General features: G+C 64.5%; 13 protein-coding genes and 3 tRNA genes. 15 read left to right on the forward strand and 1 reads right to left on the reverse strand.

The window, feature by feature from the left end; genetic code table 11:
- The first annotated feature begins 24 nt into the window (after positions 1 to 24).
- Positions 25 to 1,827, forward strand: coding sequence for a conjugal transfer protein TraF (traF, locus tag AZ34_RS05560; protein WP_081767099.1), 1,803 nt, complete (start codon positions 25 to 27; stop codon positions 1,825 to 1,827).
- Between the two features lie 82 nt (positions 1,828 to 1,909).
- Here the strand turns inward: traF and AZ34_RS05565 are convergent, their stop codons facing one another.
- The gene (locus tag AZ34_RS05565; protein WP_035605710.1) at positions 1,910 to 2,266 is read right to left on the reverse strand and encodes an ArsC family reductase; all 357 of its coding nucleotides are present in this window, start codon (positions 2,264 to 2,266) and stop codon (positions 1,910 to 1,912) included.
- An 18-nt stretch (positions 2,267 to 2,284) separates the two neighbouring features.
- Between AZ34_RS05565 and folC the strand changes: the two genes are divergently transcribed.
- The 14 genes from folC to AZ34_RS05635 all read left to right on the forward strand — a co-directional run bounded on the left by folC (position 2,285) and on the right by AZ34_RS05635 (position 13,743).
- Positions 2,285 to 3,658, forward strand: a complete 1,374-nt coding sequence (folC, locus tag AZ34_RS05570; RefSeq protein ID WP_035605712.1) for a bifunctional tetrahydrofolate synthase/dihydrofolate synthase — start codon at positions 2,285 to 2,287, stop codon at positions 3,656 to 3,658.
- A 59-nt stretch (positions 3,659 to 3,717) separates the two neighbouring features.
- A complete protein-coding gene (locus tag AZ34_RS05575) occupies positions 3,718 to 4,323 on the forward strand; it encodes an SPOR domain-containing protein (RefSeq protein ID WP_035605714.1) in 606 nt (201 codons plus the stop codon).
- A gap of 31 nt (positions 4,324 to 4,354) precedes the next feature.
- The gene (locus tag AZ34_RS05580) at positions 4,355 to 4,840 is read left to right on the forward strand and encodes a CvpA family protein (protein ID WP_035605716.1); all 486 of its coding nucleotides are present in this window, start codon (positions 4,355 to 4,357) and stop codon (positions 4,838 to 4,840) included.
- Between the two features lie 54 nt (positions 4,841 to 4,894).
- Positions 4,895 to 6,400, forward strand: a complete 1,506-nt coding sequence (gene purF / locus AZ34_RS05585) for an amidophosphoribosyltransferase (protein WP_035605719.1) — start codon at positions 4,895 to 4,897, stop codon at positions 6,398 to 6,400.
- Positions 6,401 to 7,609 (forward strand): O-succinylhomoserine sulfhydrylase, encoded by a 1,209-nt coding sequence (locus tag AZ34_RS05590; protein ID WP_035605722.1) that lies wholly within the window; start codon positions 6,401 to 6,403, stop codon positions 7,607 to 7,609. It abuts the gene before it with no gap.
- A gap of 1 nt (position 7,610) precedes the next feature.
- On the forward strand, positions 7,611 to 9,032 hold the full coding sequence (gltX, locus tag AZ34_RS05595) for a glutamate--tRNA ligase (RefSeq protein ID WP_035605725.1): 1,422 nt from the start codon (positions 7,611 to 7,613) through the stop codon (positions 9,030 to 9,032).
- Positions 9,033 to 9,095: 63 nt separating this feature from the next.
- Positions 9,096 to 9,171, forward strand: a tRNA-Ala gene (locus tag AZ34_RS05600).
- A gap of 55 nt (positions 9,172 to 9,226) precedes the next feature.
- Positions 9,227 to 9,302: transfer RNA gene (locus AZ34_RS05605), tRNA-Glu, on the forward strand.
- Positions 9,303 to 9,369: 67 nt separating this feature from the next.
- Positions 9,370 to 9,446 (forward strand) — tRNA-Asp (locus tag AZ34_RS05610).
- 88 nt (positions 9,447 to 9,534) lie between these two features.
- Positions 9,535 to 10,251, forward strand: a complete 717-nt coding sequence (locus tag AZ34_RS05615; RefSeq protein WP_051509557.1) for a lytic transglycosylase domain-containing protein — start codon at positions 9,535 to 9,537, stop codon at positions 10,249 to 10,251.
- A 68-nt stretch (positions 10,252 to 10,319) separates the two neighbouring features.
- Positions 10,320 to 11,390, forward strand: coding sequence for an LLM class flavin-dependent oxidoreductase (locus tag AZ34_RS05620; protein ID WP_419670199.1), 1,071 nt, complete (start codon positions 10,320 to 10,322; stop codon positions 11,388 to 11,390).
- A gap of 23 nt (positions 11,391 to 11,413) precedes the next feature.
- Positions 11,414 to 11,686, forward strand: coding sequence for a DUF3297 family protein (locus AZ34_RS05625; RefSeq protein WP_035605728.1), 273 nt, complete (start codon positions 11,414 to 11,416; stop codon positions 11,684 to 11,686).
- A 153-nt stretch (positions 11,687 to 11,839) separates the two neighbouring features.
- Positions 11,840 to 12,751 (forward strand): dienelactone hydrolase family protein, encoded by a 912-nt coding sequence (locus AZ34_RS05630; RefSeq protein WP_035605730.1) that lies wholly within the window; start codon positions 11,840 to 11,842, stop codon positions 12,749 to 12,751.
- Between the two features lie 98 nt (positions 12,752 to 12,849).
- Positions 12,850 to 13,743: a ZIP family metal transporter gene (locus AZ34_RS05635; RefSeq protein WP_035605733.1), complete on the forward strand. Its 894-nt coding sequence runs from the start codon at positions 12,850 to 12,852 to the stop codon at positions 13,741 to 13,743.
- Positions 13,744 to 13,751 lie beyond the last annotated feature (8 nt).

The following is a 13,751-nucleotide window of genomic DNA, read 5'->3' on the forward strand; positions in this document are numbered from 1 at the left end:
TGACCAGATGCCGATAGAGGACGTATGAACCCCATGATCAAACTAAAACATGCATTGGCCGCCGCCACGTTGTCGGCTGGTGGCTATGCGTTGGCCGCTGAACCCGTTGCGGCTCCAGTCCGCGCTTTGTATGCTTCGAGCACGGCCTGCAAGGGCTGGCTGGCTTGCGGTCCCGCCGATGCCGCGAGAGCGGCCCCAGAGCCCAAGGCCGTCAATACCGCTGCACAAACTTCCGCCTGCAAGGGCTGGTTGGCGTGCGGCCGGTCTGATCCCGATGTTTCTGTTCTCTCGGACACGCCGGCCGATCAAGAGCGCTCTCCTCAACTTGTAGAAAAAAGTGCGCCAACTGGCATCCTCTTGGCTCAGCTTGCAGCGCCGAAGGCGCAGGAATCTGCTGTTCCAGGCGTGGCTGCCAAGCCGGCCCCTTTGCCGGACGCAACGGTTAAAACCGTCGAAGGCGGTGATCGACCCTCGCCGGTGTCGGCGCCTCTGGTCAGCCCTTTCGGGCGGGCCGCGACTCGCAACCCGGCCTCGCCCGCAGCAGTGCTTCAGCAGGGGCGGGGTGGTCAGTTCCGCGCAGGTCTCCTGTCGTTTGGCCTGGGGTACGAGATTGGGGCGCTAGATGATGTTGAGGATCAAATCGATGACGCAAGTGAGCGCTTGGAGCGGTTCACGATCACCGAGGCTGAGTTGACCTCCCAATTAAGCGGAAATTCAAGCCAGGCCGAGGCAGAAACGGCACTGAAGAATTACGTCGTCAACAGAGTCAACACCGACGTCATCGATGTGGTCAATCCAGTGCTGCGGTCCCTGGCTCGAGAAGGCCATGTGACCGTTTTTGGCGAGGCCCAGGTCCCGCTGACACCTTTTGTGATGACGGTGGAGGCCCTTGGCGGGAGCGTAGTTTTCGACGCGAGCTTTCAGGCTGTTGCCAATACAAGTGTAGTGACGCGATCGCTGGCCGCGCTGGATTCCAGCGCCATCACGGTGTCTGCAAGCTATGTAGGGCCGGGGCCAGACGCAACGCCCGGCACATCGGATGATGTGTACGAAGCAAATGCCGACTTTGACTACGAAGACGCAGAAAACAATGAAAGTTCGGTGCTCGTCAAAGGCGCGCTGGTGAAGCAGTATGGCGTGGGTTACAGCCACAATGTCTGGAAATCGGCGGCCTCACCGGAGTCATGGGCGTCAGGATGGTTGACGGTCGGTGGACGGCTCAAGTACTACGATCTCCGCTTGGTGCGGGCCACAGTCAGACTCACTGACGAAGATGACGCCGAAGACGCGCTGGACGATGCACAGTCGCGCGACAGCACCGGCTTGGGGCTGGACCTGGGGGCGCAGTGGACCAGTCGTCACTACACGGCTGGAGCCTGGGTGAACAACCTCAACAGCCCCCAATTCAAGTTCAACAGGCTGGACCTGTCCGGCTACAGCGATCCCGATGTAAGGGCTGAGCTGCAATCCGGTGCGACCTACACCATGAAGCCGCAGATGCAACTCGCGGGCGCGCTGCACAGTGCGGACCAGCATTGGGTGCTCGACCTGGCGACTGACGTCAATGCCATCAAGGACCCGATGGGTCGGGAGTACCAGTGGTTCTCGGTCGGTGCTGGGTATGTGAGCAATACTTTCTGGGTTCCGGGCCTGCGTGCCGGTTACCGCGCCAACCAGGTGGGCACACAGCTGAGCTACCTAACCGCCGGGCTGACCTGGTTCGGCGTGAACCTGGACCTGGCTTACGGCTTGAAGGAGATCAAGTACGAAGGCGACACGGTACCGCAGAGCTTCATGCTCAACCTCAGTTCGTCCATGACGTTCTGAACTCGACCGTGCAAGGCATGGGCCGCCGTCGGCTCGTGCCTTCGCCCAGGCCCGTGAGCCCTGTCGACTTTGCCTGGGGCTGCTAGAGCTGCCGCGCCCAATCGGTCGCGTCAAACCCCACAGTCACCTCTGAGGCTGACCACTCCACCACCGGCCGTTTGATGATGCTGGGCTGAGCCAGCATCAAGGCGCGGGCGCTTTGCTCGTCCGTGACGGCTGCCTGCGCGGCGGCGTCCAGCTTGCGCCAGGTCGTGCCTTGGCGATTCACGAGCTTTGCCCAGCCCACGGCAGCCATCCAGGCATCCAGCCGCTGCTCGGGTACGCCTTGCTTCTTGAAATCGTGGAAGGTGACTTCCACGGCCTGTTCAGCCAGCCAGGCACGGGCCTTCTTCACCGTGTCGCAGTTGGGAATGCCGTAAAGAGTGATGCTTTTCTTCATGGGGGACAATTCTGGCCTATGTCGGAATTGAACACATTGCAAGACTGGTTGGCGCACTGCGAGCGCCTGCATCCCAAGGGCGTGGACGGCATCACCCTGGGCCTGGAACGAGTGCGGACCGTCGCTCGGCGCATGAGCCTGAAGCTGGATTGCCCCGTGATCACGGTGGCTGGCACGAATGGCAAGGGTTCGACCTGTGCCATGCTGGAGGCGATCCTCGGCCAGGCGGGCTACCGCACTGGGGTTTACACCTCGCCGCACCTTGTGCACTTCGAGGAACGCTTGCGCCTGGGTGGTGAGATCGCGCGGGCCGAGGCCCTGCTCCCTGGTTTCGCGCGTGTCGAGCGCGCCCGCATGGGCGAGGGCGCCGAAATCACCCTGAGCTACTTCGAATTCACCACGCTGGTGATCCTCGACTGCATGGCCCAGGCCCATGCCGACGGCCGGCTGGACGTGGCGATCCTGGAAGTGGGGCTGGGCGGTCGCCTGGACGCCGTCAACATCCTGGACGCCGATTGCGCCGTCATCACCAGCATCGACTTGGATCACATGGAGTTGCTCGGGCCAGACCGCGAGAGCATCGGTCGTGAAAAGGCCGGCATCATGCGCGGGGGGCGGCCGGTGGTGGTCAGCGATCCGATGCCGCCCCAGAGCGTGATTGACCACGCGCGCGCCATTGGGGCCGAGCTTTGGTGCTCAGGATCTGATTTTCACTATGCAGGGGACAAGCAGCAGTGGAACTGGGCCTCCAGCGCGGCCAAGGGTGGCCGGCGCTACAGCGGCCTGGCTTACCCTGCCCTGCGTGGCGCCAACCAGCTTGTGAACGCTGCGGGCGTGCTGGCCGCACTGACGGCTTTGCGCGATCGTCTGCCCGTCACCGCGCAGGCCGTGCGCAATGGCCTGGCCTTGGCGGCCTTGCCGGGGCGCTTCCAGATCATCCCGGGCCAACCCACCCTGGTGCTGGACGTGGCGCACAACCCGCACGCTGTGGCCGCGCTCACCGCCAATCTGGATGCCATGGCTTATTTCCCCCGTACCCACGCGGTGTTCGGTGCCATGGCGGACAAGGACTTGGCCCCCATGTTCGCGCGCATCATGCCCCTGGTCGATCACTGGTATTTCACCGATTTACCCACGCCGCGCGCCGCCACGGCGGCGCAGCTGCAAGCCGGCTGGCAGGCTGTGAAGGCGACACGCCCGGCTGGCCCGGCCTGGCCGGCCCAGGCTGTGGCAACGCTGCATGCCGATCCCCTGCAGGCCCTGCACGCAGCCATGGCTGCGGCAGACCCCGCTGATAGAATCGTGGTCTTCGGGTCTTTCCACACCGTGGGCGGCGTACTTAGAGATGGCGTGCCGCGCTTGCCGGCACGACACCTGACGTCCGCCCCCTGAGTCTGCCCCCGAGTCCGTACCTTCGCACGCCAGCCCGCCTGGCCCTCTAGCCTGAACGCATGGCCTTTTTCAAGTTCCGCAAGGGCGGTGATGAGCAGCCCGCACCGGCTGCGCAGCCCGAAAGCGTGGAGGCGTTGCGCCGCCGCGCCAAGAATCGCCTGATCGGCGCGACCATCCTGGTGGTGGCGGGCATCGTGGGATTTCCTCTCCTGGTCGATAAGGAGCCGCGCCCCGTGGCCCAGGATCTGCCCATCCTGATTCCCGCGCGTGACCAACTGGCGCCGCTGGGCTTGCCGTCCGGCCCTGCCGGGCCAGGTGGAAGCTCGGCGCGTGCGGAGGCAGCGCGCCCCAGCGGCACGGCCCGATCTATTGAGGATGAGGCGCCCGCCGTCACGGCGAACCAGGACGCGAAGAGCCCATCAGCCACTGAGGCCCAGGTGCGTTACGTGGTGCAGGTCGGTTCCTTTGGTGACGCGGCCCGTGCCCGGGCCGCACGCGGCAAGCTCGAGCGCGCGGGCCTGCGCCACTACACCCAGGTGATCGAAACCAAGGAAGGCCAGCGCATCCGGGTTCGTGCGGGGCCATTCGACAGCAAGGCCGAGGCCGATCGTGCCGCCGCCAAGATCCGGCAGCTGGACATGGCCGCCGACGTGCTGAGTCTGTGAGCGCCGCTACGCGGCACCGTAGTCCATCGCCATGGCCTTGCTCGACACTTTTTTCCTGATTGGCCTGCTGGTCTCGATCAGCTTGGGTCTGTGGCGCGGTTTCGTCTACGAGGTGCTGGCTGTGTTGAACTGGCTGCTGGCCTTGTTGCTCGCGCAATGGCTGGGCGAGGATGTCGGCCACTGGTTGCCGCTGGATGGGCAGCCCTTGGCACTGGTGCGTGTCGTGGGTTATGTGCTGGTGTTCGTGGTGTCGGTGTTCGTGGGCGGGCTGGTGGTCTGGGCCATCCCCAAGTTGGTGGAGCAGGCTGGCCTGCGCCCGGTGGACCGCATGTTGGGCGGAGCCTTCGGCGTGCTGCGCGCCGTTATCCTGATGCTGGCACTGACGGTGGGGGTGTTGATGACTTCGTTCCGTCAAAGCGCCTGGTGGGAGGAATCCCGCGCAGCCCATGCCTCTACCTGGGCATTGCAGCAGCTCAAGCCCTTGTTGCCCGCAGGTGTGGCCCAATATCTGCCGTGATCGATCGCGGCTGTTTGTTTTCGTTGGGAAAGTTGCCCTGAAGGGGGATGCCTTATGTGTGGAATCGTCAGCGTTGTCAGCAACGCGCCCGTCAATCAACTGATCTACGACTCCTTGCTGTTGCTGCAGCACCGCGGGCAAGACGCTGCGGGCATCGTCACCCAGCAGGACCGCAAGTTCTTCATGCACAAGGCCAAGGGCATGGTACGGGACGTCTTTCGCACGCGCAACATGCGCGCGCTGCCGGGCAACTGCGGCCTGGGCCAGGTGCGGTATCCCACTGCTGGCAATGCCTACAGCGAGGAGGAAGCCCAGCCTTTCTACGTCAACGCGCCCTTTGGCATTGTGCTGGTGCATAACGGCAACCTGACCAACGCGCAGGCGCTCAAGGCCGAGCTGTTCAGCACCGACCACCGCCACATCAACACCGAGAGTGACACCGAGGTGCTGCTGAATGTTCTGGCCGATGAGCTGGAAAAAGCCACGCGCGGCAAGACGCTGCGCGTGGGCGATGTGTTTTCCGCAGTGCGCCAGGTGCACAAGCGCATCCGTGGTTCCTACGCCGTGATTGCCTTGATCGCGGGCCATGGCGTGCTGGCCTTCCGCGACCCCTATGGCATCCGCCCGCTCTGCTTCGGCCGCAACGCCGAGGGTGGCGTGATGATCGCGAGCGAATCCGTGGCCTTGGATGGCACAGGCCATGCCCTGGAGCGCGACATCGCGCCCGGCGAGGCGATCTTCGTCAACCTGGAAGGTCAGATCAGCGCCCAACAGTGCGTGGACCTGCCGCGCCTCAACCCCTGCATCTTCGAGTTCGTCTACCTGGCCCGGCCCGACTCGGTGATGGACGGCATTTCGGTCTACCAGGCCCGTTTGAATCTGGGCGAGTCGTTGGCCAAGCGCGTGATCTCCACGGTGCCGCCGAGCGAGATCGACGTGGTGATCCCGATTCCGGAATCCAGCCGCCCCAGCGCCATGCAACTGGCGCAACTGCTGGGCCTGCCCTACCGCGAGGGTTTCGTGAAGAACCGCTACGTCGGCCGTACTTTCATCATGCCCGGCCAAGGGGTGCGCAAGAAGAGCGTGCGCCAGAAACTCAACTGCATCACCAGCGAATTCAAGGGACGCAACGTGCTGCTGGTGGACGACAGTATCGTGCGAGGAACAACCAGCAAGGAAATCGTGCAGATGGCGCGCGAGGCTGGGGCCAACAAGGTCTACATGGCCAGCGCCGCCCCGCCCGTGCGTTACCCCAATGTCTACGGCATCGACATGCCGACGGTGGAGGAGTTGGTGGCGCATGGTCGCACGGTGGAGGAGGTGCGCCAGATCATCGGCGCCGATGCGCTGATCTACCAGGATGTGGATGGCATGAAGCAGGCCATAGGCAAGCTTGGCCCCAAGCTGGCGAGTTTCGAGGCTTCGTGCTTCGATGGTGTGTACGTCACCGGCGACATCCAGGCCGAGGACATCGAACGCATGAATTCCAACCGGGTCAAGGCCGAGGAGGACGATGTGGACACTTCTCGACTGGCCTTGCCCAACCATCGAGGCGACTAGATGAGCGGCCATCGACACGAGGGCCTGCGGCTCCAGACCCTGGCGGTGCGCGCCGCCGTCGAGCGCAGCCAGTACGGTGAGAACTCCGAAGCCCTGTACCTGACCACTGGCTATGTGCAGCCCAGCGCCGAGGCGTCGGCGCGCCGTTTCGCGGGCGAGGAAGAAGGTTACACCTACGGCCGCTCCGGCAACCCCACGGTGACGAGCTTCGAGCAGCGCCTGTCCGCGCTGGAAGGCAGCGAGGCGACCATGGCCACGTCCACGGGCATGTCGGCCATCATGCTGATGTGCTTTGCCCTGCTCAAGTCGGGTGACCACGTCGTGTTCTCGCAGTCCATGTTCGGCTCGACCATCAAGCTGATCGGTTCCGAGTTCGCGCGCTTCGGTGTGGAATCGACCACGGTGCCGCAGACAGATCTGGCCGCCTGGAAGGCGGCCATCCGTCCGAACACGAAGTTGCTGTTCGCCGAGACGCCAACCAATCCGCTGACCGAAGTCTGCGACATCGCCGCGCTGGCCGAACTCGCGCACAACGCCGGTGCGCTGCTGGCCGTGGACAACTGCTTCGCCACGCCCGCCCTGCAACGCCCGATCGCGCTGGGTGCGGACATCGTCATGCACTCCGGCACCAAGTACCTGGATGGCCAGGGTCGTGTCATGGCGGGGGCCTTGTGCGCCACCGAGAAGATGGTGATCGAGAAGTTCCTGCCGGTGCAGAAAAACAGCGGCATGGTGCTCTCGCCCTTCAACGCCTGGGTCGTGCTCAAGGGCATGGAGACGCTGGACATCCGCATGAAGGCGCAAAGCGCGCTGACGCTGGAACTGGCGCAGTGGCTGGAACAGCACCCCGCCGTGGCGCGGGTCTATTACCCGGGCCTGGCCAGCCACCCGCAGCATGCTCTGGCGATGCGGCAGATGAGCCTGGGCGGCGCCGTGTTGTCCTTCGAGGTCAAAGCCAGCAATCCCGAGCAGGCCCGTGCGCGAGCCTTCCACGTGCTGGACTCCATGCAGGTTTTGTCGCTCTGCACCAATCTCGGCGACACCAAGACCTTGCTGACCCATCCCGCCAGCACCTCGCACGGCAAGCTGTCCGAAGCACAGCGCCAGGCCGCCGGCATTGGCCAGGGACTGATCCGCGTGGCTGTGGGCTTGGAACATCCGCAAGACGTGCAGGATGACATTGCGCGCGGCCTGAACACCTTGGTCTGATATGACGACAAAAATTAGAACCCGTTTTGCACCGTCCCCGACGGGCTTCATCCACCTCGGCAACATCCGTTCCGCGCTCTACCCCTGGGCCTTTGCGCGCGCGAATCAGGGCACCTTCATCCTGCGCATCGAGGACACCGACCTTGAGCGCTCGACCCAAGCTGCCGTGGATGTGATCATCGAAGGCATGCAGTGGTTGGGCTTGGACCACGACGAAGGTCCGTTCTACCAGATGCAGCGCATGGACCGCTACAAGCAGGTGCTGGCCGAGTTGCAGGCGGCGGGCCATGTCTATCCCTGCTACATGAGCGTGGAAGAGCTCGATGCCCTGCGCGAACGCCAGATGGCGGCCAAGCAGAAGCCGCGTTACGACGGTACCTGGCGGCCCGAGCCGGGCAAGACACTGCCTCCCGTGCCCGAGGGCGTGTTGCCGGTGCTGCGCTTCAAGAACCCCCTGGGCGGTTCGGTCGTCTGGGATGACAAGGTGAAAGGCCGCATCGAGATCAGCAACGAGGAGTTGGACGATTTGGTGATCGCCCGCCCGGCTCAGAACGGCGAGGCCGTGGGCACGCCCACCTACAACTTCTGCGTCGTGGTCGATGACATCGACATGGCCATCACCCACGTCATCCGGGGCGATGACCACGTGAACAACACGCCGCGCCAGATCAACATCTTCCGCGCGCTGGGCAAGGAGCCCCCGGTCTATGCCCATCTGCCCACCGTGCTGAACGAGCAGGGTGAGAAGATGAGCAAGCGCAACGGCGCCAAGCCCGTCACGCAGTACCGGGACGAGGGTTACCTGCCCGATGCGATGGTCAATTACCTCGCGCGCCTGGGCTGGAGCCACGGAGACGACGAGATCTTCAGCCGCGCGCAGTTCCTGGAATGGTTCAACCTCGACCACCTGGGCCGCAGCGCGGCTCAGTTCGACGAAGCCAAGCTGCGCTGGGTCAACGCCCAGCACTTGAAGGTGATGTCGGACGATGCGCTGGCCGAGTTGGTGGCGGCGCAACTCCAGAAGCGGGGTGTCGCGGTGGACGCTCGCCTGGCCGGCATCTGCGGTCTGTTCAAGGACCGGTGTGATACCACGGTGGCGTTGGCGGACTGGGCTGAAAAATTCTATGGCGATGCGGTGGAGATTCGGGCGGAAGACCGCGCGTTGCACCTGACCGATGCGATCCGCCCGGCCTTGTCGCAATTGGTGGACAAGCTGCAGGTCTTGACGGTCTGGGACAAGACGACCATTGCGGCGGCCATCAAGGATGTGCTGGCCCAGAACAAGGAGCAGGGCTTGAAGATGCCGCAACTGGCCATGCCTGTGCGCGTGCTGGTGCTGGGCACGCCGCAGACGCCGTCGCTCGACGCCGTGCTGGCGCTGCTACCGCGCGAAAAAGTTTTGGCCCGCTTGCAGAAGGTGTGATTTTTCCCCTATAATTTGAGGCTCACGACGCTTCGGCGGGGTAGATACCTTAAAGAAATTTAAGGGGGTATAGCTCAGCTGGGAGAGCGCTTGCATGGCATGCAAGAGGTCAGCGGTTCGATCCCGCTTACCTCCACCACCTAAGCGTCGAGAGATGGTTAAGAAACTCCTTGAGTTTCGAGTCCCAAGGTTTTGACCCTATCGTCTAGAGGCCTAGGACATCACCCTTTCACGGTGAGTACCGGGGTTCGAATCCCCGTAGGGTCGCCAAGTTTTGTGGCACTTGGCCCGTAGTGCGAGAGCAATCAAGCACCATGGGCGAACGTCACACCAACGCGGAGTGGTAGTTCAGTTGGTTAGAATACCGGCCTGTCACGCCGGGGGTCGCGGGTTCGAGTCCCGTCCACTCCGCCAAGATACAAGGGCTTGCCGCTCACCAGTGGCAAGCCCTTTTCTTTTGTCCTGAGCCGGCCCCTTTCGCGAACGAACTACCAGCATCGTCATGCGCCTGTCCATTGCCGTGTTTCGTGGCCTGCTCGTCTGGCGGCGGCGCCCGTTCTTGTCCATTGCTGGCTGGTTGCTGATGGCGATGTCCGTCGTCACACTGGCGGGGTTTGCGAAAGCCGAGGTCCGGCCTGCGGCCTTGCCCGTGCTGCTCAAGGTGCGTGGGCCGGTCGAAGGTGGCTTGGCACTGTTTCCTGATCGGGTCATCACCCGTAGCCCGCATCCGGTGGGCGGGGCGGTCTGCGTTGCCTGCGACACCCATTCCTTGCACGACCGCGGGGACTGGCACACCACGCCGCTCTACCCAAGGGTGTACACCCGGGAAATCGACGCCGCGGCCCGTCGGCACCGACTGGACCCCGCCCTGGTGCGCGCGGTGATCCACGCCGAGTCTGGCTTCAACACCCATGCACGCTCACCCAGAGGCGCTCGCGGCTTGATGCAGCTCATGCCCGCGACGGCGCGTGCCCTGGGTGTGCGACGGCCCCATGATCCGCGCGAGAACATCGACGGAGGGGCTCGTTATCTCGCCGAGATGCTGGCGCGCTTCCGCAACGACGTGAGCCTGGCCGCAGCCGCCTACAACGCTGGACCGCAGGCCGTTCAGGCCCATGCGGGCGTGCCGCCCTATGGCGAAACGCGCGCTTACGTGCAGCGCGTGCGGGTGCTCTTGTACCGTTATCGTCGCGCGGCGCAACTCGACTGGCAGGGATGAACTGCCCGGGGCAGGGTTGTTCGCCCAGCCTCTGCGCAAACGAAGGGCTTGGCCGACAATCTTCGGCCATGGATACCTCGCAGCAGCATTTGGCGCCGGCTGGCGCATCCGATGGCGCGTCGCGCCTTCCTTCCTATTCCATGCTGGACCTGGTGGCCGTGCGCGAAGGTGGCACGGTGCGCCAAGCCCTGGACCTCGCAGTGCGCACGGCGCAGCACATCGAAACCCTGGGCTACACCCGGTACTGGCTGGCTGAGCACCACAACATGCCCGGCATCGCGAGTTCGGCCACGGCCGTGCTGATTGGCCACATCGCGGGCGCCACGCAGCGCATCCGCGTGGGCTCGGGCGGCGTGATGTTGCCCAACCATGCGCCCTTGACGGTGGCCGAGGCCTTTGGCACCCTGGCCGAGTTGTACCCGGGCCGCATCGACCTGGGTCTGGGGCGCGCCCCCGGCACGGACCCGATGACCATGCGCGCCTTGCGGCGTGATCGTGTGGAGCGCGAGGAAGATTTTCCCCAGGATGTGGCCGAGCTGCAGCGTCTGCTGGCCCCGGCCCAGCCAGGGCAGCGCCTGACGGCCACGCCTGGCGCGGGCACCAATGTGCCGATCTGGCTCTTGGGTTCCAGCCTGTTCTCAGCTCGCCTGGCTGCGGAGCTGGGCCTGCCCTACGCCTTCGCGTCCCATTTCGCCCCGCGGTATCTCTCGCAGGCGCTGGAGCTGTACCGCAGCTTGTTTCGCCCCTCGGCGGTCCTGAGCCGCCCTTATGTGGCCATCGGCGTGCCGGTGGTGGCTGCACCCAGCGACGACGAGGCTGATTACCTGGCCAGCAGCACCTTCCAGCGCGTGCTGGGCATCGTGACTGGCAAGCGCGGTCTCTTGCCACGTCCTGTGGAGAACTACATGGACAACCTGCACCCCCAGGAGCGTGCCGCCATCGCGGATTTTCTGGGCGTGGCCGTGATTGGCGGACCGCAGACCTTGCGGGAAGGCTTGGCGCAGTTGGCGCGGCTGACCCAAGCCGACGAATTCATCGTGGTGTCCGATGTCTACGAGGCCGAGTTGCGGCTGCGCTCGCTGGAACTGACGGCGGCGGCCATGCGGGCCCTGCCCATGATCGAGGTCGAGGCAGCCTGAGCTGCTGAAGGACAATCTGGGGCATGAACACCAACACCGAACCCCAGGCCGGGTCTCAGGCCAACCGCCCCGAATTGCCGGACCATCTGTCCATCGATGCCCGCAGCCCGCATCATGTGGCGGCTGTGTTTCAACACGATGTGGGCATACGCTTCAACGGCAAGGAGCGTCACGACGTCGAGGAATACTGCGTCAGCGAGGGCTGGATCAAGGTGCCCGCCGGCAAGACGCTGGACCGCAAGGGCCAGCCCCTGCTGCTCAAGCTCAAGGGCAAAGTCGAGCCGTTTTACCGCTGACCAGGTTGGAAAAGCCTGTCGTCCGGTGACGGTGGCGGGCTTTTCGGGATGCATGGCGCTGTGCGGTTGACGGTGGGTTTACGCCTTCTGCGCTCAGGGCTTTGGCTGGCCCCTACACTGGGCGCCCATACCACGCATGTGCAGGAGGTTCCCATGTTGAATGCCGATCTCGACAGCGAATTCAAGTCCCTTTTGTCGATGCCCGCCGACCCGTCTGCCCAGGCCGGCGCCAGTCGGCGCACAGTCATCAAGACCGCCCTGGGGGTCGGTTACGCGGCCTCGGTGCTGCCCATCATGGCGCAGACCGTGATCACCACGACAGCCGATGGGCTGACTGCGGGCGAGGTCACCATTCCCGCGCAAGGCGGCTTCAAGCTTCCAGCCTACCGGGCGCAGCCTGCGGGCAAGACGGGCCTGCCCGTGGTGCTGGTGCTGTCCGAGATCTTCGGCGTGCATGAGCACATTGCCGACGTGGCCCGACGCTTCGCGCACGCGGGCTATCTGGCCGTCGCGCCCGAGCTGTTCGTCCGCCAGGGCGATGCCAAGAGTTATACCGAGATCGGCAAGCTCATGAGCGAGGTCATTTCCAAGGTGCCGGATGCGCAGGTGCAATCTGATCTGGACGCCACGCTGGCCTGGGCCGGCGCGCATGGCGGTGACCTCAGGCGCGTCGGTGTCACGGGCTTTTGCTGGGGCGGCCGGCAGGTCTGGCTGTACACCGCCCACAACCCCGCCATCAAGGCCGGTGTGGCCTGGTATGGCCGACTCGTGGGCGCGAGCAGCGACCTGACACCCAAACAACCCGTGGACGTGGCCGGACAGTTGAAGGGCCCCGTGCTGGGGCTCTATGGCGAGGCCGACACCGGCATTCCCCAGGACAGCATCGCCCAGATGAAACAGGTGCTCGCGGCGGGCAACACCAACGCCAAGGCCTCGCAATTCGTGGTCTACAAGGATGCGCCGCATGCCTTCCACGCCGACTATCGGCCCAGCTACCGCAAGGAAGCGGCCGAGGACGGCTGGAAGCGCGCCCTGGCCTGGTTCAAGCTGAACGGCGTGGTCTAAAGCCCTAGCGCCCGCTGGGGCGGTGCGGGCAGCACGCCACCCAGGCGCAGCGTCGGTGCAGACCTCAGGGGCTTGACAGGTCTGGGACAATCCCGGACATGACGACCTTTTTCGCGATTCTGCTTGGCACGCTGGCGGCCGGCATCGGCAGCGTATGGCTGGCCGCCGCGCTCAGCCACAGCCTGGCGCGTTACACCCAGCACATGCTCAGCCTGGCCGCAGGGGCCTTGCTGGGGGCCGCCTTCCTGCACCTGCTGCCTGAAGCCTTTGAAAGCGCCGCCCATCTGGCGCGGCTGGTGGCTGTGCAAGACGCCCATGTGCACAGCATCGATGCGCACACCCTGTTCATCATCCTGCTGGGTGGTGTCCTGTTCTTTTTCCTGCTCGACAAGGCGGAACTTTGGCACCACGGCCATGAACATCACCATGGGCATGCGCATCACCACGACGCCCATGATGAGGAGGGGCATGGCGGCGGGCACTCCCACCATGCAGACCATGACGCCGGGCACGGCCATGGCCGCACCGGGGTCGCTCCGATGTCCGGGGGCTGGACCGTGCTGGCGGGCGACAGCGTGCATTGCTTTGGCGACGGCATCCTGATCGCCTCCGCCTTCATGGCCGATCTGCGCCTGGGCGTGATCGCCGCCGTGGCCGTGCTGGCGCACGAGGTCCCGCATCACATGGGCGACCTGGTGGTTCTGCGGGCCGCCAGTGGCACCCGCCGTGCCGCCTTGCTCAAGGTGACATTGGCCGGAGCCATCACCGCGCTGGGTGGCGTGCTGGGCTGGTGGCTGCTGGACTGGTTGCACGATTATTTGCCGTACTTCCTTGTGATTGCCTCCAGCAGCTTCATCTATGTCGCCTTGGCCGATCTGATTCCTCAACTGCAAAAGCGCCTGAGCTTGACCGCGACCCTGGCCCAGATCAGCTGGCTGCTGGCGGGCATCGGGCTGGTCATGCTGACGGGTACCATGGCCCATGCCCATTGAACTCCGAG

Origin of the sequence: Hylemonella gracilis str. Niagara R, from assembly GCF_000600295.1 — a bacterium.
Taxonomy (GTDB): domain Bacteria; phylum Pseudomonadota; class Gammaproteobacteria; order Burkholderiales; family Burkholderiaceae_C; genus Hylemonella; species Hylemonella gracilis_A.

Bases quoted from the DNA above. Each gene is read 5' to 3' on its own strand.
- traF (WP_081767099.1), top strand. From the start codon at position 25: ATGAACCCCATGATCAAACTAAAACATGCATTGGCCGCCGCCACGTTG.
- AZ34_RS05565 (WP_035605710.1), bottom strand. From the start codon at position 2,266: ATGAAGAAAAGCATCACTCTTTACGGCATTCCCAACTGCGACACGGTG.
- folC (WP_035605712.1), top strand. From the start codon at position 2,285: ATGTCGGAATTGAACACATTGCAAGACTGGTTGGCGCACTGCGAGCGC.
- AZ34_RS05575 (WP_035605714.1), top strand. From the start codon at position 3,718: ATGGCCTTTTTCAAGTTCCGCAAGGGCGGTGATGAGCAGCCCGCACCG.
- AZ34_RS05580 (WP_035605716.1), top strand. From the start codon at position 4,355: ATGGCCTTGCTCGACACTTTTTTCCTGATTGGCCTGCTGGTCTCGATC.
- purF (WP_035605719.1), top strand. From the start codon at position 4,895: ATGTGTGGAATCGTCAGCGTTGTCAGCAACGCGCCCGTCAATCAACTG.
- AZ34_RS05590 (WP_035605722.1), top strand. From the start codon at position 6,401: ATGAGCGGCCATCGACACGAGGGCCTGCGGCTCCAGACCCTGGCGGTG.
- gltX (WP_035605725.1), top strand. From the start codon at position 7,611: ATGACGACAAAAATTAGAACCCGTTTTGCACCGTCCCCGACGGGCTTC.
- AZ34_RS05615 (WP_051509557.1), top strand. From the start codon at position 9,535: ATGCGCCTGTCCATTGCCGTGTTTCGTGGCCTGCTCGTCTGGCGGCGG.
- AZ34_RS05620 (WP_419670199.1), top strand. From the start codon at position 10,320: ATGGATACCTCGCAGCAGCATTTGGCGCCGGCTGGCGCATCCGATGGC.
- AZ34_RS05625 (WP_035605728.1), top strand. From the start codon at position 11,414: ATGAACACCAACACCGAACCCCAGGCCGGGTCTCAGGCCAACCGCCCC.
- AZ34_RS05630 (WP_035605730.1), top strand. From the start codon at position 11,840: ATGTTGAATGCCGATCTCGACAGCGAATTCAAGTCCCTTTTGTCGATG.
- AZ34_RS05635 (WP_035605733.1), top strand. From the start codon at position 12,850: ATGACGACCTTTTTCGCGATTCTGCTTGGCACGCTGGCGGCCGGCATC.